The following is a 21,567-nucleotide window of genomic DNA, read 5'->3' as shown; positions in this document are numbered from 1 at the left end:
CGCGAAGGCGGAGGCGGCTTCCGCCGCGGCCGGGGACGCGGCGGCCGCGGCGCGGCCGAAGCCGCACGCGTTCCTGCTGCTCGCGGCGATCGCGCTGGCCGCGGGCGCCGTCTTGGGCTACTGGCTGCTGCTCGCGGCGGGCTGGCTGCTCGCGTACGCCTCGCGTGTGCTGGGTCCCGCGGAGCGCAAGTGGGTGGTCTTCGGGCTGCCGGGTGCGGTGTTCGCGGCCGCGGTGGTGTGGCTGTGGGGCCGGCTGAACGGGCGGTGGGGGGCGCCGCTCACGGACGAGGGTCTGGGCGCGGTCTTCCACGGCATGCTGCCCTGGCTGGCGCGGTCCGCGGCCGTGGCCTCGGCGCTCTACCTCTTCTGGCGCTCCCGCCGCCGCGGCGCCCCGCCTTCTTGACGCGGAGCCGGCGCCTTCCGCTTGACGCGGCGCCGGCGCCTCGCGGGCTTCGCCTCCGGGCTTCGCCCCGCCCGCGCCGGGAGGGCCGCGCCGGCGTCTCGGCACAATGGCGCTATGACCTCCGCAACGCTTCTGACCGTCGGATTCGACCTCGACATGACCCTCATCGACTCCCGTCCGGGCATCAAGGCCGCCTTCCAGGCGCTTTCGGCCGAGACGGGGACCTTCATCGACGCCGACGCCGTCGTCTCCCGCCTCGGGCCGCCGCTGGACACGGAGCTCGCGCACTGGTTCCCGCAGGAGCGGATCCCGGCCGTGGCCGACCGGTTCCGGGAGATCTATCCCACACATGCCATCGCGCCGAGCCCGGCGATGCCCGGAGCCCGCGAGGCGATCGAGGCCGTCCGGGCCCTCGGCGGCCGCGCGATCGTCGTCACCGCCAAGTACGAGCCGAACGCCCGGCTGCACCTGGACCACCTGGGCATCAAGCCCGACGCGCTGGTCGGCTGGCTGTGGGCGGAGGCCAAGGCGGAGGCCCTGCGCGAGTACGGCGCCCAGGTCTACGTGGGCGACCACGTCGGCGACGTACGGGGCGCCCGTGCGGCCGGCGCCCTGTCGGTGACGGTCCCGACCGGCCCGTGCCCGGAACACGAACTGCGGGCGGCGGGCGCCGACGTGGTGCTGGCGGACCTCACGGAACTGCCGCGGTGGCTCGAGGAGTACGCCCGCACGCGGTCGGCGTAGCCGAAGCCCGCCACCCCCGCCCCGTCCCCGCGCCGCTCGCGCCTACGCGTCGGAGTACGCCTACGCCTACGCCTACGCCTGCGACGCGCGGGCGGCGCTGCGCTGCGAGGCGGCCGAGCGCAGCACGCCCGCCGCCGAGATGGCGAAGCCGACGCCCATGAGCATGCACACGGCCCACGCGTACGACGGGAACGGCTCGGTGTCCAGGAACAGGGGAGCCATCGTGGCGAGCGTGGCGACGGCGCCGAGGATGAAGACGATGCCGCCGGCCTTGACGAGCGCGTCGCCGGGGCGGGGCGCGTCGGGGTCGGTGTCCGCGTGCCGGGGCTCGGGCTGAGGAGTGACAGTCACCCGGCCAGGGTAGTTCCCCGGCGCGTCCGCGTCCGCGTCGCTGCCGCAGGCGCAGCGCATTGCCCGCGAGCCCGATGTTTGGCTCCGCGGATGCTCATGGACGAGATCCAGACGCAGCACGTTCGGCCAGACTTGACGGGGGGTATGTCACGGGCGAGGGTTCGCTCTGAATAGCAGGCAGTCACGGCCCTCGGGCCTGGATACCCTGACCTGTTGAGACATGTTGGTTCGGCTCGATGGTGAGACGGGGTGCGTGCTTTGCCTACCGGCAAGGTCAAGTGGTTCAACAGCGAGAAGGGCTTCGGCTTTCTCTCCCGCGACGACGGCGGCGATGTTTTCGTCCACTCGTCGGTGCTGCCCGACGGCGTGGACGCGCTCAAGCCCGGCCAGCGCGTCGAGTTCGGCGTCGTCGCGGGGCAACGCGGTGACCAGGCACTTTCGGTGATCGTCCTGGATCCCGCGCCCTCCGTCGCGGTCGGGCAGCGGCGCAAGCCGGATGAGCTCGCCTCCATCGTGCAGGACCTCACGACCGTGCTGGAGAACGTCACGCAGCAACTGGAGCGGGGCCGCTACCCCGACAGGGTGCACGGTGCGCAGATCGCCGGGATGCTGCGCGCGGTCGCCGACCAGATGGACGTCTGAGCGACCAGGACGTCTGAGCCGGACACCACTGTGCCCCGCCCCCCTCAGGGGAGGCGGGGCACAGCCGTCGGCTACGGGAAGGCCAGCGCGTCGGCGGCAATGGCCGGAACAAGGCCCTCCGCTGCCGCCCGCGTGAGCAGTCCGCGCACCGCCGCGTAGCCGGCGTCGCCGAGGTCGGCGGTGAACTCGTTGACGTACAGCCCGATGTGCTGGTCCGCGACCGCCGGGTCCAGTTCCTGCGCGTGCGCCCGTACGTACGGGCGGGAAGCCTCCGGGTCGTCCCAGGCCATCCGGACCGACGTGCGGGCCGACGCGGCCAGTGCGCGCAGCGCGTCCGCGCCCAGCGACCGCTTGGCGATGATCGCGCCGAGCGGGATCGGCAGGCCGGTCGTGGACTCCCAGTGCTCGCCCATGTCGGCCAGGCAGTGCAGTCCGTAGTCCCGGTAGGTGAACCGGGCCTCGTGGATGACCAGTCCGGCGTCCACGCGGCCGTCGCGCACGGCCGGCATGATCTCGTGGAACGGCAGCACGACCACCTTGCCGACGTCCCCGGGCAGCACGTCGGCGGCCCACAGCCGGAACAGCAGGTAGGCGGTGGAGCGTTCGCTCGGGACGGCGACCGTCTTGCCGGTCAGCTCCAGCCCCGGCTCGCGGGTGAGGACGAGGGGGCCGCAGCCGCGGCCGAGCGCACCGCCGCAGGGCAGCAGCGCGTACTCCCCGACCACCCACGGCAGGACGGCGTAGGACACCTTCAGGACGTCCAGCTCGCCGCGCTCGGCCATGCCGTTGGTGACGTCGATGTCCGCGAAGGTGACGTCGAGGGCGGGCGCGCCGGGGACGCGGCCGTGCGCCCAGGCGTCGAAGACGAAGGTGTCGTTCGGGCAGGGCGAGTAGGCGATCCGCACGGGCTTCCCGGCGTCCCCGGCCTCCCCGGCGTTCACCGCGTTCGCGGCGTCCCCGGCGTCCCCGGCGTCCCCTGCGGTCGCAGCGTCCACGGCGTTCATGAGGGTCCTCCCCAAGCGGTGAGTACGGGTCCCAGCGCCCGGAAGCCGTCGGTCAGGGCGGCCAGCGCGTCACCGATCCGCCAGGCGGCCCGGTCGCGCGGCCCGACGGCGTTGGAGACGGCACGGACCTCCAGGACGGGCAGCCCGTGCGCGGCGGCGGCCTCCGCGACCCCGAAGCCCTCCATGGCCTCGGCCCCGGCGAGCGGATGCCGGGCGGCGAGGCGGGCCGCGCCGTCGGCGGTGCCGGTGACGGTGGAGACGGTCAGCACGGGCGCGAGCAGCGCCCCGGTCGCCTCGGCGGCGCGCGCGGCGAGCTCGGCGGGAGGCAGGTGCACGCTGTGGCCGAAGCCGAGTTCCGTGACGGTCAGGAATCCCTGCGGGGTCTCGGCGCCCAGGTCGGCGGCGACGATCGCGTCGGCGACCACGAGGGAGCCGCCCGGGGCGGCGGGCGCGAACCCGCCGCCGATGCCGGCGGAGACGACGAGGGAGTAGCCGTCGGGCGCGGGGGCCCGGGCGGCCAGGGCCAGGGCGGTCGCCGTCCCGGCCGCCGCGGCGGCCGGGCCGACGCCGGCCACCAGGACGTCGAAGTTCCCCCGGTGGTGGATGAGGTAACCACCGGGAAGGGTGTGCGGCTCGGGGCCGGGGGTGTGGTCCGGCCGAGGGGGCGGACCGGGCAGGCCGCGGACGACGGAGTCCGCCTCCGCCGCCACCGCGGTCACGATGAGCACGCGCACCGGGGGTACGTGCTTACTTGAGTTTGATGTTGAAGGCCCAGACGGCGAGGGGCTTGCCGTCCGGGGAGACCTGGACGATGTTGAGCTTCTTCGAGGCGGGGGCCTCGCCCTGGCCGCCGGTGAGGAAGAGGTCGGCGCCCGGGAAGCTGTCGTAGGTGTTGCTGGAGGGCTCGGTGATCTGCTGGCCGTCCAGGACCGCCTGCCACTTGTTGCCGTTCTCGACGACATCGGGCTCGACGCCCAGGCGCAGGGTGTCGCCGCGGCCGTACTCGACGGTCTTGGCGTCCTTCAGATCGGTGAAGCACTCCTGGACCTTCTCGGCCGTGAGCTCCTTGCCGTCGCGGCAGGCGGCTTCGGCCGACACCGACGTGGTGGCGACCGTCACGGTCGCCAGCGGCGTCGGCTTGTCACAGGCGGAGAGGAGGAGGAGGCCGGCGGAAACGGCTCCGAGGGCCGCGACGCTGCGGCGGCCCCTACCCGAGAAACGCGGTGCGGTCATGAGCCGAAGGCTATCGGGCCGGTGCGCCGCGCCGCTGCACGGGGTCCTACGGTGTGCCGCCGTCGCGCGAGCCGCACCGGCTACGCCACCCGGGGGCGGGAGGGCGTGCGGTGGCCGCGCGGGGTGGTGAGGAGGCCGCGGAGCGCCATCGTCGTGCCCAGGGCCACTACCGCGGCGGCCACGGACATGCCGAGGACGCCGTTGAGGGGCAGGGCGATGCCGATCGCGCCGCCCAGTACCCACGCGACCTGGAGCAGGGTCTCGGACCGGGCGAAGGCGGAAGTGCGGACGGCCTCCGGGACGTCGCGCTGGATCATCGCGTCCAGCGACAGCTTGGCGAGGGCCTGGCAGAAGCCGGCCGTCGCGCCCAGCACGGCCATGAGGACCCCGCTGAAGAAGACCGCCGCGACGATCGCGACCGCGAGGGTCAGGCACAGCACGGCGGCGATGATCACCTCGGGCGCGCGGGACCGCAACCACGCGCCCACCGCCGTCCCGAAGGCGTTCCCGACGCCCGCAGAGACCCCGACGATGCCCAGCGAGACCGCCGCGCTCTGTCCGGCGAGCGGATGATCGCGCAGCAGGAACGCCAGGAAGAAGATCAGGAACCCGGACAGCCCGCGCATCGACGCGTTCGCCAGCAGCCCGCACAGCACCGGCCGGCTGACCGTCCGCAGCCCCGGCCGCTTCGAGTGCGCCTCGTGGGTGGACAGCCGCGCCCGGCGCTCGCCCTTCGCCTCGTCCACCTTGTGCGGCAGGCTGAACGCCGCGAACGTGCCCCAGATGAAGATCGCGCAGGCCCCGTAGAGCGGCCACGGCGGCCCGATCGCGTGCAGGCCGGCGGCGACGGGCGCCGCCGCGCCCGTGGCCAGCAGGCCGGCCAGCGTGACCCGGGAGTTCGCCTTGACCAGCGAGAACTTGGGCGGGAGGAGCCTGGGGACCACCGCGCTGCGTACGACGCCGTAGGCCTTGGAGGCGACGAGGACCCCGAGTGCGGCCGGGTACAGCTCCAGGCCGCCCGTGGCCACCGCGCCCGACATCATCACCGCCAGCAGTGCCCGCGTGAGCATCGCGCCCGCCATCGCGGCGCGCCGCCCGTGCGGCAGACGGTCCAGCAGCGGGCCGATCACCGGGGCCAGGAGGGTGAAGGGGGCCATGGTGATGGCGAGGTAGAGGGCCACCCGGCCGCGTGCCTCGTCCGTGGGAACGGAGAAGAAGACGGTGGAGGCGAGCGCGACGGTGATCATCACATCGCCGGCGCCATTGATCGCGTGCAGCTCGATCAGCTTGCCGAGACCCGATTCGCCGGCTCCGTGCGCGTGCGTGGCCCGCCGGATCCCGCGCGCCGTACCGGTGAAGGGCAGGTGCAGGGCACGCCCGACGGCCCGGCCGGCCCGCCTGGCCGGTCCCGAGCCGTCGTCGGACGACCGTACGGGTGCCACGTGGCCCATAGTGCCCCACTCGGCCCGCCGAGACCCGTCCCGGCGCGTCGTGGGGAGATGGCCGGTAGTGGGGTTGTCCGCGAATCGGACCTTGCATGTGGGCCGGAGCCGCCGGAGGAGGTAGCGTGCGTAGCGCGCCACCGGCGGCTGTTCCTGGCTGCGCGCCTCTTCGCGATCCCGCAGAATGGATCGCAGGAAGGTGCGCCCTGGAACCCGATCGGGCGCGGACGTCGACGCGGCCCTCTGGTCCGCTCCGCCCGCGCTACGTAGGGACAGCCGGCGGGTCGTTGTGGACGACAAGTACGGACGGCGCACTCGTGAGACGGCGTAGGAGAGAACGAGACCTGTGAGTGCTGCGACGACGCGAAGCCGTACCCCCGACCGCCTGTGCGTCGAGGCGGTAGATCTCGCCCGCGCGTCGGCTGAGGAAGCCGCCGCCCCCGGTGTGGTGGGCGCACACCTGGCCGCCGTGTCGGAGGGTGACAGGGTCGTCACGCACTTCTTCGAGTGCAAGGACCCGGCCTACCGGGGCTGGCGCTGGGCCGTGACGGTGACCCGCGCCTCCCGCGCGAAGAACGTCACCCTCGACGAAACGGTGCTGCTGCCCGGCGACGACGCCCTGCTGGCCCCCGAGTGGGTGCCGTGGAGCGAGCGGCTGCGGCCCGGGGACATGGGACCCGGGGACCTGCTCCCGACGGACGCCGAGGACCTGCGGCTGGAGCCGGGCTGGTCCGGCGAGGACGCGCCGCCGCCGAACTCGGTGGTCTCCGCCGAGATGGCCGAGCTGGTCGAGGCGGAGGACGCCGACGTCACGGACCGTGCGGTCGTCCCGGTCCGCGGCTCCATCACCTCGGTGGCCGAAGAGCTCGGCATGCGCCGTGCGCGCGTCCTGTCCCGCTACGGCCTGCACAGCGCGGCCGACCGCTGGGACGAGTCCTTCGGCGCGAAGACCCCGATGGCGCAGGCGGCCCCCGCCTCGTGCGTGTCCTGCGGATTCCTCGTCGCGATCGGCGGATCGCTGGGCCAGGCGTTCGGCGTCTGCGCGAACGAGTTCGGTCCGGCGGACGGCCACCTGGTCTCCCTGTCCTACGGATGCGGGGGCCACTCGGAGGCCGCCGTCATGCCGAAGACCCCGCGGCCCGCGCCGCCGGTGCTCGACTCCATGGGCTCGGACGAGTTCCACCTCCGCCCGGCGGCCGACTCGGGCTCGGTCCCGACCACGGACGTCCTTCCCGCGGACCTCGGCCACTCCTGACCCTCCCGGCCGGCCCGGGCCCGGTAGGCACCTGCCGGGCACCCGCTCCGGGCATGGGGCCCCTGGGCGTGGGGCCCCTGGGCACGGGGCCCCTGGGCGAGGCGGACCCGGCGGGACCGGACGGCCGGGTCACCGCTTCGGCGGCCGCCGGCGCAGGATCCGCTTCGCGGCCAGCGTCAGGGCCGTCGCCACCACCAGGACCATCGCGCCCTTGGTGAAGCTCCCCCCGCCCTCGGGTGAGGGCGAAGCACCGCCGGGCCCGGGCGCGGCCGAAGCACCGGACGGGCCCGCCGACCCGGACGAGCCGGCCGACCCCGAAGACGGCCCCGGCGAGGTCCCCCCGCGGGTGACCGGCACGGCCACGACCCGGCTTCCCGCCCCCTCCGCCCCGAACATCAGCGCCGACCCGTCGGCCGTGTACGTCACGGACTCCGCCTGCCCCTGCCACGGCGCGGCCACCTGCTCCCCGTCCCCGGCCAGCCGGCCGTCCTTCCACGGGTACGTCTTCGCCCACAGGTACCCCCGCAGTGCGAGCCGCCCCCCGTCCGGGGAGAAGGCCCCGTCGGTGACCCACGGCACGTCCCCGATCCGCCGGAAGGTGTTCGTACCGGACGCGGACAGCGTCGCGGGGCCTTCGTAGAGACCGCCCGCGCGTTCGTCCTTGCTCGCGATGTACACCCGCCCCGTGACCGGATGCACCATCAGCGCCTCCGCGTTCCGCGGCCCGTCCGCGTACTTCACGGTGAACTGCTCGGCCTTGACGGTGGCGTCGCCGAGCGTTCCCTTCGGCTCGGGGAAGCGGTAGACCCACACGTGGTCCCAGGAGCCACCGAGGTTGTCCCCGATGTCGCCGACGTACAGCTGTCCGTCGGGTCCCAGGGAGATCGCCTCGACGTCCCGGGGCTTGCCGACGCCCGTCATCGTGATCCGGGCGAGCGTCCTGCCGGTCGCCGAGTCCACGGCGTACACGTACGGCCCGTCGTCGCTGTCGTTGTGGGTCCAATACACGCCCGGATGGATCCGGCTGGCCGCGAGCCCGCTCGACTCCTTGATCCGGGGGTCGGTGATCGTGAACCCGGACGGGGCGGGACTCGGGGCGGCGACGGCGGCGGCCGCGGCGGCCGGAACGGCCAGAACGGCCAGGGCGCAGACGGCGGTCGACGGCAGCAGGTGCGGGCGCATCCCCCTAGCCTGCCAGCCCGCCCCGCGTGTCCGGCATCACAGGGGCCGCGGTCGCGTGATCCGCGATGATGACCGGATGCGTTTCATGTTCGTCGGCGACTCCATGACCATCGGACGCGCCGGCGACTACACCTGGCGCTACCGGATGTGGCAGCACCTCAACGCGACCTTCGGCGGCCCGTACGAGATCGTCGGCCCGCGCCGGGAGGTCTACGACACCTTCGCGGACGCCGCGACCAGCCACGAGTACGCCGACCCCGGCTTCCCGGAGCACGCCCGCCGCCACCTGGCCGGCTGGGGCGAGGGCTGGCAGCACATGGCCCCGCTCATCGGGCCCGCCGCCCGCGCCGGCAGGGCCGACGTCCTGCTCGTCTCCCTCGGGCTGATAGACCTCGGCTTCTACACCGGCGCCGAGGCCACGGCCGACAACGCCCGCCGGTTCATCGCCGAGGCCCGCGCCGCACGTCCCGGGATCCGGATGGTCCTGCTGCCCGTCATCCCCAACGTCCGGGCCCTGGACGACGCGCCGTTCGCGGCGGAGGTCGAGCGGTTCAACGAGCTGCTCGCGAAGGCGGTCGCCGACCTGTCGACCGCCGCCTCACCGGTCCTGCTGGCCGCGCGACCGGACTCGTACGAGATCCACCACGACACCTACGACGGCACCCACCCCAACGCCTCCGGCGAGCACCGCCTGGCGGGCGAGTTCGCGGCGGTCCTCCACCAGGCCTGGGGCATCGGCGCCCCGTACCGGCCCGCCCGGGACGGCTGACCGGAGGGCTGACCGGGTGTCTGACCGGGTGTCTGACCGGGTGTCTGACCTCAGGTCTGACGGGGTAGTTGGCCGGGTGTCCGGGACGCCGTCCCCCGGGGCGCTCCGCACGACATGCCCTACGCCCTTCACGGACGGGTCTTGCATCGAGTCCACTCCAAGCAGTTGGCTGGTGCCCCATGAAGTACACCCAGCTCGGACGCACCGGTCTCAAGGTCAGCCGACTCGTCCTCGGCACCATGAACTTCGGCCCCCAGACGGGAGAGCCCGAAAGCCACGCCCTCATGGACACGGCCCTCGACGCCGGAATCAACTTCTTCGACACCGCCAACGTCTACGGATGGGGCGAGAACAAGGGCCGTACCGAGGAGATCATCGGTACCTGGTTCAGCCAGGGCGGCGGGCGGCGGGAGAAGACGGTCCTCGCCACCAAGGTCTACGGGAGCATGGCCGCCGAGGGCGACCCGTGGCCCAACTTCGACCGCCTGTCGGCGCTGAACATCCGGCGGGGCGTCGAGGCCAGCCTCAAGCGCCTGAACACCGACTACATCGACCTCTACCAGTTCCACCACGTGGACCGGCTGACGCCCTTCGAGGAGATCTGGCAGGCCGTCGAGGTCCTGATCCAGCAGGGCAAGATCCTCTACGCGGGGTCCTCGAACTTCCCCGGCTGGAAGATCGCCCAGGCCAACGAGGCCGCGGCGCGCGGCGGGAGGCTCGGGCTCGTCAGCGAGCAGTGCCTCTACAACCTCGCCGAGCGGCGCGCGGAGATGGAGGTCATCCCGGCCGCCGAGGCGTACGGGCTCGGCGTCATCCCGTGGTCGCCCCTGCACGGGGGCCTGCTGGGCGGGGCGATCCGCAAGTCGGCGGAGTCCGGGCGGTCGTCCACCGGCCGCTCGGCGGACGCGCTCGCGAACAGTTCCGTACGGGCGCAGGTGCAGGCGTACGAGGACCTGCTGGACAAGCACGGCCTGGAGCCCGGCGAGGTCGCCCTGGCCTGGCTGCTGACGCGTCCCGGGGTCACGGGGCCGATCGTCGGGCCGCGCACGGCGGAGCAGCTCGCGTCCGCGCTGCGGGCGGTGGAGCTGGAGCTGTCGCAGGAGGTGCTGTCCGGGCTCGACGAGGTCTTCCCGGGGCCGGGGCCCTCGCCGGAGGCGTTCGCCTGGTAGCCGCCGGGGCGGTTCGGACCGCCCCGGAAGGGTGCGGCGGCCCTTCGGCCGCCGCTACTGCCCTACGGCGGCCGCCACGGCCACGACGACGAACATCAGCACGAGCACACCGGCCATCACACGGTTTCTGGTCTTCGGATCCACCCGTCGAGACTAACGCGGCAGCCCCCGCACCGTGGACGCGGGGGCGGCGGCGGGGCGGGTGGAGCGCAAGCGGCTACGGCCGGCCGGTGTCGTCGGCCGAGGTGGCCGGGGGCGTCGAGAGCGGCCAGGCGCCGACGGTCTCGTAGCGGGGCTGCTCGCCGGGCACCCCGCTGGTGGGCAGGTTGCTGCGGACCAGGGTGAGCGTGGTGACCCGCCAGGGGGCGCCCTCGAAGGGGGCGAGCCGCTCGACGTACGGACGCACGTCGGCCGACTCGTCGCGGAGCCGGCCGAGGGTGAGGTGGGGCGTGTACCGGTGGTGCTGGTCCATCGGTACCCCGGCCCGGCGGGCGGCGGCGTCGGCCCGCTCGGCGAGCATCCGCAGTGCGTCGAGGTCCCCGGCGGCGCCGGCCCACAGGGAGCGGTGGCCGAAGTGTCCGGCGCCGTGCAGGCGCAGCGCGAAGGGTTCGGTACGGGCCGCCGCGCGGGCGAGCCGCGTGTGCAACTCGGGGAGCAGGCGCTCCCCGACCTCGCCCATGAAGGCGAGCGTGAAGTGCCAGCCTGCTTCCGCGGTCCACCGTAGATGGCCGTCGCGCAGGGGCCGCACGGCTTCGGCCAGTTCGGCGACCGCGGTCGCGGGCGGCAGGACGGCGGCGAACAGTCTCATGAGCCGAGCGTAATCGTGCTGTGGCCCGCGCGCGGCGCCGTTCCGCGGCGGCCGGCCCACGGCCCCCCGACGGACCCCCCGCGGCCGCCTCGCCGGCGGGGCCGGGATCCGGCCCCGCCGGTCGGCCCTACGCGGCCGTGACCATCTCGCGGCCGCGGGGGGACGGGACGAAGGTGATGCCGTGGCGGTTCACGCTGAGGCGGAGGTTGCCGACACGGGCCAGGGCAACGGCGATGGCGACCGACGCGGCGAGCGAAGCGGCTCCGCCGCAGGCCATGCCGATCCGCGCGCCGTAGGTGTCGGTGACCCAGCCGACCAGCGGGGCGCCGATGGGGGTGCCGCCGGTGAAGACCATCATGAACAGGGCCATCACCCGGCCCCGCATCTCCGGGTCCGTGGCCATCTGCACGCTGGAGTTCGCCGTGACGTTGACCGTCAGACCGAACACGCCGATCGGGACGAGCAGCGCCGCGAACAGCCAGAAGCCGGGTGCGAAGGCGGTCACCAGGAGCAGCACGGAGAAGAGCACCGCCGCCGCGACCAGCAGCCGCAGCCGGGAGAGGCCCCGGCGGGCCGCCAGCAGCGCGCCCGCGAGGGAGCCCGCCGCGATGAGCGTGTTGAAGAGCCCGTAGGTGCCCGCGTCGCCGTGGAACACCTTGCTGACGAACGCCGACAGCCAGATCGGGAAGTTGAAGCCGAAGGTGCCGATGAATCCGACGAGCACGATCGGCCAGATCAGCTCGGGTCGGCCGGCGACGTAGTGCAGGCCTTCCCGCAGCTGGCCCTTGGCGCGCGGCTGGACCTCGGCCCGGTGTAGCTCGTGCGTCCGCATCAGCAGCAGGCCCACGATCGGGGCCGCGAAGGAGAGGCCGTTCAGCAGGAAGGCCCAGCCGGAGCCGACGGCGGTGATCAGGACGCCGGCGATCGCCGGGCCGACCAGGCGCGCGGACTGGAAGTTGGCCGAGTTCAGGCTGACCGCGTTGGCGACCTGGTCCTTGCCGACCATCTCGGAGACGAAGGTCTGCCGGGCCGGGTTGTCCACGACGGTGACCAGGCCGAGCGTGAAGGCGGCGAGGTAGACGTGCCAGACCTGTACGTGGCCGGCGAGGGTGAGGACGGCGAGCGCGATGCCGGTGAGGCCCATCGCGGCCTGCGTGCAGAGCAGCAGCGGCCGCTTCGGGAGCCGGTCGGCGAGTACGCCTCCGTAGAGGCCGAACAGCAGCATCGGCAGGAACTGCAGCGCGATGGTGATGCCGACGGCCGAGGCGGAGCCGGTCAGGGAGAGGACCAGCCAGTCCTGGGCGATGCGCTGCATCCACGTGCCGGTGTTCGAGACGACCTGGCCCGTGGCGAAGAGCCGGTAGTTGCGGATCTTCAGCGAGCTGAACATCGAGTTCTTCGGGTGCTCGGCGGCGGTGTCCGGCGCGCGCGTAGTGGTGGGTATGTGGCCGGGGGCGGAGTCTGCTCCGGGTCCCGTACTCAAAAGGGGTCGCCTCCTGGCGTCGTTCCTATAGGTGCGCGAGCTTGTCCAGGACGGGCGCGGCCTCGCGGAGCTTGGCCCATTCGTCCTCGGTGAGCTCGGCCGCGAGCCCGGCCAGGAAGGCGTTGCGCTTGCGACGGCTCTCTTCGAGCATCGCTTCGGCCTCCTCGGTCTGGCGGACCACCTTCTGGCGGCGGTCGTCGGCGTGCGGCTCCAGCGTGACCAGTCCCTTGGCCTCCAGCAGCGCCACGATGCGGGTCATCGACGGCGGCTGTACGTGCTCGCGCCGGGCCAGCTCACCTGGGGTGGCGTGGCCGCAGCGGGCGAGGGTGCCGAGCACCGACATCTCGGTGGGGCTCAGCGATTCGTCGACGCGCTGGTGCTTGAGGCGCCGGCCCAGCCGCATGACGGCGGAGCGGAGGTCGTTCACGGCGGCTGCGTCGTCACCATGGGAAAGGTCATGCATGTTCTTTAGAGTAACTCATTACTCTACCTAAGGAACACCAGGTGTCTCACGTCACTCGTACGGGTGAGTCCGCTCCGGAAAGTGACACGCGTCCAGGCCCTGTGCCCCGACCCTTTCGGGCATGGGGACACATGTGCTGAGCATGCGCATAGACGGGGAGCTCCTCGACAGGCTCCGGACTCATGCGGCGAAACGCGGAATGAGCGTCCAGGACTATGTGGTCCGGACGCTCATTCGCGACGATTTCGACGAACGCTTCAAGGCGGCCGTCGACGAGACGGAGAAGTTCTACGGCCTCACGTGAGGCGCGTGAGTGCCGGGGCCCGGCCGCGGCCCCGCTACGTGAGGCCGAGCGCGGGCATCGCGTAGTAGAAGACGAACACCGCCGACACGACGTACATGGCGGCCGGGACCTCGCGGCCCCGGCCGGTCGCCAGCCGCAGTACGGCGAAGGCCACGAAGCCGATGCCGATGCCGTTGGTGATCGAGTAGGTGAACGGCATCATCACCATGGCCAGGAAGGCCGGCACGGCGATGGTGAAGTCGCCCCAGTCGATGTCCCTGACCGAACCGGCCAGGATCAGGAAGCCGACCGCCACGAGGGCGGGGGTGGCGGCCTGCGAGGGGACCATCGTGGCGAGCGGGGTGAGGAACAGCGACACGGTGAAGAGACCGCCGGTCACCACGTTCGCCAGGCCCGTACGGGCGCCTTCGCCGACGCCCGCGGTGGACTCCACGAAGCAGGTGGTGGCGGAGGAGGACGTCGCGCCGCCCGAGGCTACGGCCAGGCCGTCCACGAACAGGACCCGGTTGATCCCGGGGAAGGTGCCGTCCGGCTTGGTCAGCTTGGCCTCGTCGCCGACGCCGAGGATGGTTCCCATGGCGTCGAAGAAGCAGGACAGCAGCACGGTGAAGACGAAGAGGATGCCGGTCAGCACCCCCACCTTGCCGAAGCCGCCGAACAGGCTGACCTGACCGACGAGCCCGAAGTCGGGCGCGGCCACCGGGTTGCCGGGCCATTCCGGGACGGTCAGGCCCCAGGCCGCGGCGGGGAGCTCGGTGATCAGCTGCACGGCGACGGCGGCGAGGGTCATGACCACGATGGAGATCAGGATCGCGCCGGGGGTCTTGCGGATGATCAGGGTCAGCGTCAGCAGCACGCCGATCACGAAGATCAGTACGGGCCAGCCGTGCAGGTGCCCGTCGGTGCCGAGCTGGAGCGGGACCGTGGTGTGCGCGACATCGGGCATGCGGGTGACGAAGCCCGAGTCGACCAGGCCGATCAGCAGGATGAACAGGCCGATGCCGATCGCGATGCCCTTGCGCAGGCCCAGCGGGACGGCGTTCATGACGCGCTCGCGCAGCCCGGTGGCGACGAGCAGCATCACCACGAAGCCGGCCAGGACCACCATGCCCATGGCGTCGGGCCAGCTCATGCGCGGGGCGAGCTGGAGGGCGACCACGGTGTTGACGCCGAGGCCGGCGGCGAGCGCGATCGGGACGTTGCCGATGACGCCCATGAGGAGGGTGGAGAAGGCGGCCGTCAGGACGGTGGCGGTCACGAGCTGGCCGCCGTCGAGCTGGTGCCCGTACATGTCCTTCGCGCTGCCCAGGATGATCGGGTTCAGCACGATGATGTAGGCCATCGCGAAGAAGGTCGCGAAGCCGCCGCGGACCTCGCGGCCGATGGTCGAGCCGCGCTCGGAGATCTTGAAGTAGCGGTCCATGGGGGCCGACGTGCTCATACGGTCCTGGTCCTCATTGGTGGTTTCATACGGCGAAAAGGGGCCATTCTCAAACCGTTTCAGTATGAACACATGAACGAAGCACCGTCTATCTCCGCGCGTAGACCAAGGCCCGAGCGGCCTAGACTGGCCCCCATGGCGAAATGGACTGCTCAGCACGAGGCCCCCGAGCCCCTGGAGGGCCCGGTCGTCGGGACCGTCCTGGGCGGCACGATCATCTGGTTCGTCCTCTTCGTCGTCCAGCTCCCCTTCTACGCGTGGTTCGCGGACCGGGACCTGCTGTGGTGGGTCTGGACCTGCGCGGCCGGCGGCTTCCTCGGCCTGATCGGCCTCTGGTACGTCCGGGGCCGTGAGGCCGCCCTCAAGCGCCACGCCGACGCGTCGGCCGCGCGGGACGGCGACCCCCGAGCGAGCTGAAACACAGGGGCTACCAGCGGAGGATTCCGCTCATCCCGAAGTCGGATCTTCGGCCCGCTCGGCGGGTGAAGCGTTGAATCGCCCTTTACCGTCGAAAGCATGACGCAGCGGGCGAAGATCGAAGCAGAGGGACCGGAGCCGGGGGCCGGTGGCGGGGGCGCGGCCGCCGGGACCGCCATCGACGCGGGCGCCGAGCTCGATCCCGTACACCCGGTCAAGCCGCCCGCCCCGCGCTTCAAGCCCGGCGGACTGACCACCGCCGAAGTCGCCGAGCGCGTCGCGCGCGGAGCCGTCAACGACGTCCCCGTCCGCAGCAGCCGCTCCACGCCCGACATCGTCCGCGGCAACGTCTTCACCCGGTTCAACGCCATCATCGGCGTCCTGTGGGTGATCATGCTCTTCGTCGCGCCGATCCAGGACAGCCTCTTCGGGTTCGTGATCATCGCGAACACCGGCATCGGCATCATCCAGGAGCTGCGGGCCAAGAAGACCCTGGACGGGCTCGCCGTCATCGGGGAGGCCAAACCCAGCGTCCGCCGCGACGGCAGGACCGCCGAGATCTCCACCTCGGAGATCGTCCTCGACGACGTCATCGAACTCGGCCCCGGCGACAAGGTCGTCGTCGACGGCGCCGTCGGCGAGGCCGACGGCCTGGAGATCGATGAGTCTCTCCTCACCGGCGAGGCCGACCCCGTCCTGAAGAAGCACGGCGACCCGGTCATGTCCGGCTCGTTCGTCGTCGCCGGCGGCGGCGCCTTCACCGCCACCAAAGTCGGCCGCGAGGCCTACGCCGCCCAGCTGGCCGAAGAGGCCTCCCGGTTCACGCTCGTCCACTCCGAGCTGCGCTCCGGCATCTCCACCATCCTCAAGTACGTCACCTGGATGATGATCCCGACCTCCCTCGGCCTCGTCGTCAGCCAGCTGATCGTCAAGGACGACAACTTCAAGGACGCCGTCGCCCGGACCGTCGGCGGCATCGTCCCGATGATCCCCGAAGGCCTCGTCCTCCTCACCTCCGTCGCCTTCGCCATCGGCGTCATCCGGCTGGGCCGCAAGCAGTGCCTGGTCCAGGAGCTGCCCGCCATCGAGGGCCTCGCCCGCGTCAACGTCGTCTGCCTCGACAAGACCGGCACCCTCACCGAGGGCGGCATGGACGTCACCGAGTGCCGCCCGCTCGGCGGCGCGGAGGCCTCGTACGTCAAGAAGGTGCTCGGCGCGCTCGGCGAGTCCGACCCCCGCCCCAACGCCAGCCTCCAGGCGATCATCGACGCCTACCCCGACAGCGCCGAATGGCGCTGCACCGAATCCCTGCCCTTCTCCTCCGCCCGCAAGTACAGCGGCGCCAGCTTCAGCGAGGGCGACGGCGAGAACAACACCTGGCTGCTCGGCGCCCCCGACGTGCTGCTCCCGGCCGGGGACCCGGCCCTGGAGGAGATCAACGAACTCAACGAGCAGGGCCTGCGGGTCCTCCTGCTGGGCAGGGCCGCCCGCGAACTCGACGACGCCGCCGTGGCCACCGGGGTCAGGCCGACCGCCCTCATCGTCCTGGAGCAGCGGCTGCGCCCCGACGCCGCCGACACGCTGCGCTACTTCGAGGACCAGGACGTCAAGGCCAAGGTCATCTCCGGCGACAACGCGGTCTCGGTCGGCGCGGTGGCCGGCAAGCTGGGGCTGCCGGGCGCGGACAGCACCGTCGACGCCCGCGAACTGCCCACCGATCGGGCCGCCATGGCCGAGGTCCTCGACGGGAACTCCGTCTTCGGCCGGGTCACCCCGCAGCAGAAGCGGGACATGGTCGCCGCCCTCCAGTTCAAGGGCCACACGGTCGCGATGACCGGCGACGGGGTCAACGACGTGCTCGCGCTCAAGGACGCCGACATCGGCGTGAGCATGGGCTCCGGCTCGGAGGCCACCCGCGCCGTGGCGCAGATCGTGCTGCTGAACAACAGCTTCTCCACCCTCCCCTCGGTGGTCGCCGAGGGCCGCCGCGTCATCGGCAACATCACCCGCGTCGCCACCCTCTTCCTCACGAAGACGGTCTACTCGGTGCTGCTCGCCGTCCTGGTGGTCTGCTCCCAGGTCGAGTACCCGTTCCTGCCGCGCCACCTGACGCTGCTGTCCACGCTCACCATCGGCATCCCCGCCTTCTTCCTGGCCCTCGCCCCGAACAAGGAGCGGGCCAAGCCCCACTTCGTGAAACGCGTGATGCGGTACGCGATCCCGGGCGGTGGCGTCGCCGCCGTCGCCACCTTCCTGACCTACCTGATCGCCCGGCACCACTACAGCGGCCCGGACGCCCTCAAGGCCGAGACCAGCGCGGCGACGCTCGCCCTGTTCCTGACCTCCATGTGGGTCCTGGCGATCATCGCCCGCCCGTACACGTGGTGGCGGGTCGGGCTGGTCGGCGCGATGGGCGCGGCCTTCCTGATCGTCCTGGTCGTGCCGTGGCTGCAGGACTTCTTCCAGCTCAAGCTGGAGGGCGCGGTGATGCCGTGGATCGCCGTGGCCATCGCCGCCGCCGCGGCCGCCCTCATCGAGTTCACCTTCCGGTGGGTGGACCGCAGGTTCCCGGCGTAGCCCGTCGGCTGCTTCACCCTTTCGAGGGCTGGACGGACCCTTCGCATGCGAGTCATACTCGATATATGGCTACGAAGAAGATCACGATTACCGTGCCTGAAGAGCTCCTGGAGTCAATCCGGTCCCGGGTCGACGCGCGGGGAGTGTCGGCGTGGATCACGGAAGCGGCAGCGCGCAGGGATGCGATGGACAAGCTGGGTGAGCTGGCGGCCGGACTCCAGGAGGAGCACGGCGCCCTGACCGACGAGGAACTCCGTGCCACGGACGATTGGCTCGCCGCGATCGACGCCAAACACGATGCGCTGAGAGCCGGAGCCGAGGTGAAGCACGACTCCGGACAGGCGGCATGACGCCACGGTCGAAGCCCGAGACCCTCCCGCGCCCCAGGCTGTTCGTCTTCGACTCCGAGGCGCTGTCCAAAGCGGTGCGGGGGGACCGGGCCGTCCTCGGCCTGGTGAACACGGCCTGGGAGCGCAAGACGCCGGTCGTCACCTCAGGGCTCACGGCACTGGAGGCCTGGGATCCACGGCCGGGCAAGGCGCCCCGGCTCTGGGACTGGGCCATGTCCCGCGTCGAGGTCGTCCACGCGGATGACTCGGTGGTCGGTATCGCTCGCGCACTCCTCACGGAGGCGGGATTGCATGGCCACAAGTACGCCATCGACGCCGTTCTCGCCGCCGTCGCGGTCGCGAAGTCGAGGCGAGGCGAACAGGTGACGGTGTTCACCTCCGACGTGGACGACCTGGAGCGGCTTCTGTCGGGGCATCCCGTCGTGGTCCAGCCCGTCTAGCGGCCCTACGCTGCCAGCCCGTGGTCCTGCTCCGTGCGGGCCGCGATCCGGGTGCGCAGGCCCAGGACCGCCACCGCGGCGAGGAGGCCGACGACCAGGGCGCCCCACCACAGGACGCCCGCCCCGAGGCCGGTGTAGAGGGCGACGCCCACGGTGAGGGCCGAGAAGCGGGCGAATCCCCAGGTCCAGGAGAAGGCGCCCTGGTAGCGGCCGCGGGCGTCGGCCGGGGCCAGGTCGGCCACCACCGCGGCGGCGATGCCGGCCACGGCCGCCTCGCCGAGCGACCAGACGGCCACCGAGACCACGTACCCGGTGACGGAGTCCGCGAGCCCGGTCAGGGCCACCCCGACGGCGATCAGCGCGCTGCCCGCCGCCTGCACCGGCAGCTGCGGCAGTCCCGACAGCCGGGCCGTGACGAACGGCTGCAGCGCCACCACCAGCACGGCGTTGACCGCGGCCAGGGACCCGTACACGGCCGGCGAGAGCCCGCTGTCGCGGACGGCCAGCGGCAGGGCCACCTCGGTCAGCGAGTAGACGAACAGCTGGATCCCGAGCAGCGGGAGCAGGGCGAGCAGCAGCCGGTCCCGCAGGACGACCCCGTAGCCCAGGTCCGCGCCCTTGCGGGGCGCGGTGCGGACGGGTTCGCGCAGCCGGGTCGCGACCACGACCGCGTAGACGAGGGCCGTCGCGGCGTCGACGGCGAAGAGCAGCCAGTACCCGTGCGCGGCCAGGAAGCCGCCGAGCACTCCGGCGACGGCCGTGCCGATGTTGACGCCCCAGCCGAACAGCGCGTACGCGGGCTGGCGCCATCCGGTGTCCACCGTGTCGGCCATCAGCGCGTAGGCGGCGGGCGGGACGGTCGCCCCGGCCGCGCTGAGCAGCAGGGCCGCCGCGGCCATCGTCCACAGCCCCGGGGCCAGGAACAGCGCGCCCTGCGCGACGGCGGAGCCGAGGAGGCCGATCAGCATGGTCGGGCGGCGGCCGATCCGGTCGGCGAGCAGCCCGCCGAGCGCCGGGCCGAGCAGATTGCCGGCGCCCAGGGCGCCCAGGACGAAGGAGATGTCGGAGCCGGTGATGCCCCGGTCGGCCATCAGGAAGACCAGGAACGGGGTGACGAGGTGGCCGAGCCGGTTGACGACCGTGCCGGCGAAGAGGGTCCACACGGTGGACGGGAGACCGCGGAAGGAGGAGAACATGGGAGGAGCCTGCGCCCGGGCCGTCTCGTGGCCTATTGATTAAGGTGGGACCGAATCCAACGGGGTGAGGGGGACGCGATGAGGGAATCGGGACTGAGTTTCTCCGCGGCGGATCTGGCACAGACCCGCTTCGCGGTGTCTCCGATGTGGGAGGTCGTCACCAGCTTCAGGCTGCTGCGGGACGAGGCCGATCCACCGCTGCACCGCCGCTGGGCCGCGCAGGTGCGGCCCCGGCTGCTCGGCGCGGGCCTGGACCGCGGCTGGCTCGCCGCCCTGATCCCGGGCCCCGGCTACCTCGCGGACTTCCTCAACCCCACGCCCCACGGTCCCTTCCCGGAGCTCGCCGCCGAGTTGGCCGCCATCCGCCGCAGCACTCCGGAGCAAGTGCGCCAGGACATCGGCGTGCTGGCGGCGAAGTCCCGGCCCGCGGCGCGCCTGCGGCTGCTCCACGAGGAGCCCGAAGCCGCGCTGGAGAAGGTCACCGCCGAGATCGAGACGTACTGGGAACTCGCGCTCGCCCCCTACTGGCCCCGTATCCGCCACTTGCTCGAGGCCGACGTGTTCCACCGCGCCCGGCAGGTCGCCGAACACGGCTCCGCCCACGTCCTGAACGAACTCCACTCCACCGTCAGCTGGGACGCCGGAACCCTGCGCCTGGTCCGCCTGCACTGCTCGCTGAGCCGGGCCGAGACCGGCTCCGGGCTGCTCCTGGTGCCCTCGGCCTTCGCCTGGCCCCGCGTACTGACCCGCTCGGTGGCCCCCGAGCCACCCCAACTGGCGTACCCCGCCCGGGGTATCGGCACCCTCTGGGAGCCCCGGACCACCAAGGCCTGCGACGCGGTCGCCGCCGTACTGGGCCGCTCCCGGACCCTGCTCCTCGCCGAACTCGACACCCCGGCCTCCACCACCCAACTGGCCGGCCACACCGGCCTGTCGGCCGCCGCGGTCTCCCAGCACCTGACGGCGCTGCGCGACGCGGGCCTGGTCACCGGCCACCGCGCCGGCCGCTCGGTGCTCTACGCCCGCACGGCCATCGCGGACGCACTGCTCACACCGGCGGGCTGAGCGGGGTTGCGGGCCTGGTCATCCTTGTACGGGATGGTGCAACGATTCCACGGCGGCGCGGGTAGGCACCGTGCTTGCGGGAGGAGTGCGCCCGATCGGCGCGTACTCGAACGGGGCGGACGGGTGGCCGGCCCGATCCGATGCGGGGTACACGGACCGGGTGTACGGCAACTGCCGCCGGCTGGTCCGCGGCGGCTTGGGGTGTCCAGACTCGGGTCAACTCCTGAGCATCCGGTGCACGGTATCGACGGCCTCGCCTTACTCAGGTGCGGCGGTCGAGGCCTGGGATCGGGACGTCATGCGGATGAAGCGTAGAGTTAAGGCCTCGCGCAACCCGACTCTATGGATCTCGCAGGACACACGTCGGGCGCGCCGCAAGAGGCGAATCAGGCGAACCAGCATGCCAAGAACCGCCCGGCAACAGGTTTCTCGCTGCATTGGCGCCGCCTGTTTGGCTGCCGCCCTCGGGATTGCAGGCACGGCCAGTGCCGTGGGAGCTCCTCAAGCCCGCACTGAGGCCCCCATCTCGCTACTTGATCCAGTCGACCCTGCCCCTCCGGAGGACCCGCAGGAGCCGCCGCCGTCAGTCGAAGAGCCGGTGGAGCCGCAAGAGCCGCCGGTGGTGCCGCAGGATCCGGTCACGCCGCAGGATCCGGTGAAGCCGGTGGTGCCGCAGGACCCGGTCAAACCTCGGGATCCGGTCAAGCCGCAGGATCCGGTGAAGCCGCAGGATCCGGTGAAGCCTCGGGACCCTGTGAAGCCGGTGGCGCCGCAGGATCCGGTGAAGCCTCGGGACCCTGTGAAGCCGGTGGCGCCGCAGGATCCGGTG

At 72.4% G+C, this 21,567-nt stretch carries 22 protein-coding genes and 2 pseudogenes; 13 read left to right on the top strand and 11 right to left on the bottom strand.

Annotated elements, in window-relative coordinates; translation table 11 throughout:
- Positions 1–403 (top strand): annotated as a pseudogene (locus J7E97_RS19305) (hypothetical protein); the annotation flags it as partial.
- Between the two features lie 114 nt (positions 404–517).
- Complete coding sequence (locus J7E97_RS19300; protein WP_215028689.1) at positions 518–1,147, top strand: HAD family hydrolase; 630 nt, start codon at positions 518–520, stop codon at positions 1,145–1,147.
- 72 nt (positions 1,148–1,219) lie between these two features.
- Here the strand turns inward: J7E97_RS19300 and J7E97_RS19295 are convergent, their stop codons facing one another.
- Complete coding sequence (locus J7E97_RS19295; protein WP_215028686.1) at positions 1,220–1,498, bottom strand: hypothetical protein; 279 nt, start codon at positions 1,496–1,498, stop codon at positions 1,220–1,222.
- Positions 1,499–1,756: 258 nt separating this feature from the next.
- Here J7E97_RS19295 and J7E97_RS36660 point away from each other — a divergent pair, with 258 nt between their 5' ends.
- Positions 1,757–2,140 carry a cold-shock protein gene (locus tag J7E97_RS36660; RefSeq protein WP_215028693.1) on the top strand — a complete coding sequence of 128 codons (384 nt, stop codon included), beginning with the start codon at positions 1,757–1,759 and terminating at the stop codon, positions 2,138–2,140.
- Between the two features lie 71 nt (positions 2,141–2,211).
- On the opposite strand, the gene J7E97_RS19285 is transcribed toward J7E97_RS36660, so the two are convergent.
- The 4 genes from J7E97_RS19285 to J7E97_RS19270 form a co-directional block, all read right to left on the bottom strand.
- Positions 2,212–3,144: a 1,4-dihydroxy-6-naphthoate synthase gene (locus tag J7E97_RS19285; protein WP_251054806.1), complete on the bottom strand. Its 933-nt coding sequence runs from the start codon at positions 3,142–3,144 to the stop codon at positions 2,212–2,214.
- Positions 3,141–3,878, bottom strand: a complete 738-nt coding sequence (locus tag J7E97_RS19280; protein ID WP_215028683.1) for a futalosine hydrolase — start codon at positions 3,876–3,878, stop codon at positions 3,141–3,143. The genes J7E97_RS19285 and J7E97_RS19280 overlap by 4 nt, the downstream gene beginning before the upstream one ends.
- 13 nt (positions 3,879–3,891) lie before the next feature.
- Entirely contained in the window at positions 3,892–4,377 is a 486-nt protein-coding gene (locus J7E97_RS19275; RefSeq protein ID WP_215028680.1) for a DUF2771 domain-containing protein, read from the bottom strand.
- A gap of 80 nt (positions 4,378–4,457) precedes the next feature.
- A complete protein-coding gene (locus J7E97_RS19270; RefSeq protein ID WP_215028677.1) occupies positions 4,458–5,828 on the bottom strand; it encodes an MFS transporter in 1,371 nt (456 codons plus the stop codon).
- 337 nt (positions 5,829–6,165) lie between these two features.
- Between J7E97_RS19270 and J7E97_RS19265 the strand changes: the two genes are divergently transcribed.
- On the top strand, positions 6,166–7,074 hold the full coding sequence (locus J7E97_RS19265; RefSeq protein ID WP_215028674.1) for a DUF3027 domain-containing protein: 909 nt from the start codon (positions 6,166–6,168) through the stop codon (positions 7,072–7,074).
- 129 nt (positions 7,075–7,203) lie between these two features.
- Here J7E97_RS19265 and J7E97_RS19260 read toward each other — a convergent pair whose 3' ends face one another.
- Positions 7,204–8,256 carry a WD40 repeat domain-containing protein gene (locus J7E97_RS19260; RefSeq protein ID WP_215028671.1) on the bottom strand — a complete coding sequence of 351 codons (1,053 nt, stop codon included), beginning with the start codon at positions 8,254–8,256 and terminating at the stop codon, positions 7,204–7,206.
- Between the two features lie 76 nt (positions 8,257–8,332).
- On the opposite strand from J7E97_RS19260, the gene J7E97_RS19255 reads away from it, so the two are divergent.
- Both J7E97_RS19255 and J7E97_RS19250 read left to right on the top strand, forming a co-directional pair.
- Entirely contained in the window at positions 8,333–9,025 is a 693-nt protein-coding gene (locus J7E97_RS19255) for a GDSL-type esterase/lipase family protein (protein WP_215028668.1), read from the top strand.
- Between the two features lie 179 nt (positions 9,026–9,204).
- Positions 9,205–10,194 carry an aldo/keto reductase gene (locus J7E97_RS19250; protein ID WP_215028666.1) on the top strand — a complete coding sequence of 330 codons (990 nt, stop codon included), beginning with the start codon at positions 9,205–9,207 and terminating at the stop codon, positions 10,192–10,194.
- Positions 10,195–10,411: 217 nt separating this feature from the next.
- Here the strand turns inward: J7E97_RS19250 and thpR are convergent, their stop codons facing one another.
- From thpR to J7E97_RS19235, 3 genes are all read right to left on the bottom strand, one after another.
- Positions 10,412–11,002, bottom strand: coding sequence for an RNA 2',3'-cyclic phosphodiesterase (gene thpR / locus J7E97_RS19245; protein ID WP_215028664.1), 591 nt, complete (start codon positions 11,000–11,002; stop codon positions 10,412–10,414).
- 127 nt (positions 11,003–11,129) lie between these two features.
- Positions 11,130–12,485 carry an MFS transporter gene (locus J7E97_RS19240; RefSeq protein ID WP_215028663.1) on the bottom strand — a complete coding sequence of 452 codons (1,356 nt, stop codon included), beginning with the start codon at positions 12,483–12,485 and terminating at the stop codon, positions 11,130–11,132.
- 25 nt (positions 12,486–12,510) lie between these two features.
- Positions 12,511–12,948: a MarR family winged helix-turn-helix transcriptional regulator gene (locus J7E97_RS19235; RefSeq protein ID WP_215028661.1), complete on the bottom strand. Its 438-nt coding sequence runs from the start codon at positions 12,946–12,948 to the stop codon at positions 12,511–12,513.
- A gap of 121 nt (positions 12,949–13,069) precedes the next feature.
- Here J7E97_RS19235 and J7E97_RS19230 point away from each other — a divergent pair, with 121 nt between their 5' ends.
- A complete protein-coding gene (locus J7E97_RS19230; protein ID WP_030156886.1) occupies positions 13,070–13,252 on the top strand; it encodes a hypothetical protein in 183 nt (60 codons plus the stop codon).
- A 34-nt stretch (positions 13,253–13,286) separates the two neighbouring features.
- Here J7E97_RS19230 and J7E97_RS19225 read toward each other — a convergent pair whose 3' ends face one another.
- Positions 13,287–14,693 (bottom strand): NCS2 family permease, encoded by a 1,407-nt coding sequence (locus tag J7E97_RS19225; protein WP_215028659.1) that lies wholly within the window; start codon positions 14,691–14,693, stop codon positions 13,287–13,289.
- A 135-nt stretch (positions 14,694–14,828) separates the two neighbouring features.
- On the opposite strand from J7E97_RS19225, the gene J7E97_RS19220 reads away from it, so the two are divergent.
- From J7E97_RS19220 to J7E97_RS19205, 4 genes are all read left to right on the top strand, one after another.
- Complete coding sequence (locus tag J7E97_RS19220) at positions 14,829–15,110, top strand: DUF2530 domain-containing protein (RefSeq protein ID WP_215028657.1); 282 nt, start codon at positions 14,829–14,831, stop codon at positions 15,108–15,110.
- A gap of 99 nt (positions 15,111–15,209) precedes the next feature.
- On the top strand, positions 15,210–17,687 hold the full coding sequence (locus tag J7E97_RS19215) for a cation-translocating P-type ATPase (RefSeq protein ID WP_215028656.1): 2,478 nt from the start codon (positions 15,210–15,212) through the stop codon (positions 17,685–17,687).
- Positions 17,688–17,752: 65 nt separating this feature from the next.
- Entirely contained in the window at positions 17,753–18,037 is a 285-nt protein-coding gene (locus J7E97_RS19210) for a hypothetical protein (RefSeq protein ID WP_215028655.1), read from the top strand.
- Positions 18,034–18,477 carry a hypothetical protein gene (locus J7E97_RS19205; RefSeq protein ID WP_215028654.1) on the top strand — a complete coding sequence of 148 codons (444 nt, stop codon included), beginning with the start codon at positions 18,034–18,036 and terminating at the stop codon, positions 18,475–18,477. The genes J7E97_RS19210 and J7E97_RS19205 overlap by 4 nt, the downstream gene beginning before the upstream one ends.
- Positions 18,478–18,482: 5 nt before the next feature.
- On the opposite strand, the gene J7E97_RS19200 is transcribed toward J7E97_RS19205, so the two are convergent.
- Positions 18,483–19,673, bottom strand: a complete 1,191-nt coding sequence (locus J7E97_RS19200) for an MFS transporter (protein ID WP_215028653.1) — start codon at positions 19,671–19,673, stop codon at positions 18,483–18,485.
- Positions 19,674–19,751: 78 nt separating this feature from the next.
- On the opposite strand from J7E97_RS19200, the gene J7E97_RS19195 reads away from it, so the two are divergent.
- Positions 19,752–20,738, top strand: a complete 987-nt coding sequence (locus J7E97_RS19195; RefSeq protein ID WP_215028652.1) for a DUF5937 family protein — start codon at positions 19,752–19,754, stop codon at positions 20,736–20,738.
- Between the two features lie 598 nt (positions 20,739–21,336).
- Positions 21,337–21,567, top strand: a pseudogene (locus J7E97_RS19190) (cell surface protein); the annotation flags it as partial.

It is taken from the genome of Streptomyces sp. ISL-66, assembly GCF_018614135.1.
In the GTDB taxonomy this organism is placed as follows: domain Bacteria; phylum Actinomycetota; class Actinomycetes; order Streptomycetales; family Streptomycetaceae; genus Streptomyces.
This window is presented reverse-complemented; position numbering and strand designations above follow the sequence as displayed.

Coding starts and splice junctions, on each gene's coding strand:
- J7E97_RS19220 (WP_215028657.1), top strand. CDS start 14,829: ATGGCGAAATGGACTGCTCAGCACGAGGCCCCCGAGCCCCTGGAGGGC.
- J7E97_RS19215 (WP_215028656.1), top strand. CDS start 15,210: ATGACGCAGCGGGCGAAGATCGAAGCAGAGGGACCGGAGCCGGGGGCC.
- J7E97_RS19200 (WP_215028653.1), bottom strand. CDS start 19,673: ATGTTCTCCTCCTTCCGCGGTCTCCCGTCCACCGTGTGGACCCTCTTC.
- J7E97_RS19300 (WP_215028689.1), top strand. CDS start 518: ATGACCTCCGCAACGCTTCTGACCGTCGGATTCGACCTCGACATGACC.
- J7E97_RS19210 (WP_215028655.1), top strand. CDS start 17,753: ATGGCTACGAAGAAGATCACGATTACCGTGCCTGAAGAGCTCCTGGAG.
- J7E97_RS19230 (WP_030156886.1), top strand. CDS start 13,070: ATGGGGACACATGTGCTGAGCATGCGCATAGACGGGGAGCTCCTCGAC.
- J7E97_RS19195 (WP_215028652.1), top strand. CDS start 19,752: ATGAGGGAATCGGGACTGAGTTTCTCCGCGGCGGATCTGGCACAGACC.
- thpR (WP_215028664.1), bottom strand. CDS start 11,002: ATGAGACTGTTCGCCGCCGTCCTGCCGCCCGCGACCGCGGTCGCCGAA.
- J7E97_RS19275 (WP_215028680.1), bottom strand. CDS start 4,377: ATGACCGCACCGCGTTTCTCGGGTAGGGGCCGCCGCAGCGTCGCGGCC.
- J7E97_RS19255 (WP_215028668.1), top strand. CDS start 8,333: ATGCGTTTCATGTTCGTCGGCGACTCCATGACCATCGGACGCGCCGGC.
- J7E97_RS19225 (WP_215028659.1), bottom strand. CDS start 14,693: ATGAGCACGTCGGCCCCCATGGACCGCTACTTCAAGATCTCCGAGCGC.
- J7E97_RS19205 (WP_215028654.1), top strand. CDS start 18,034: ATGACGCCACGGTCGAAGCCCGAGACCCTCCCGCGCCCCAGGCTGTTC.
- J7E97_RS19250 (WP_215028666.1), top strand. CDS start 9,205: ATGAAGTACACCCAGCTCGGACGCACCGGTCTCAAGGTCAGCCGACTC.
- J7E97_RS19285 (WP_251054806.1), bottom strand. CDS start 3,144: ATGAACGCCGTGGACGCTGCGACCGCAGGGGACGCCGGGGACGCCGGG.
- J7E97_RS19235 (WP_215028661.1), bottom strand. CDS start 12,948: ATGCATGACCTTTCCCATGGTGACGACGCAGCCGCCGTGAACGACCTC.
- J7E97_RS19260 (WP_215028671.1), bottom strand. CDS start 8,256: ATGCGCCCGCACCTGCTGCCGTCGACCGCCGTCTGCGCCCTGGCCGTT.
- J7E97_RS19270 (WP_215028677.1), bottom strand. CDS start 5,828: ATGGGCCACGTGGCACCCGTACGGTCGTCCGACGACGGCTCGGGACCG.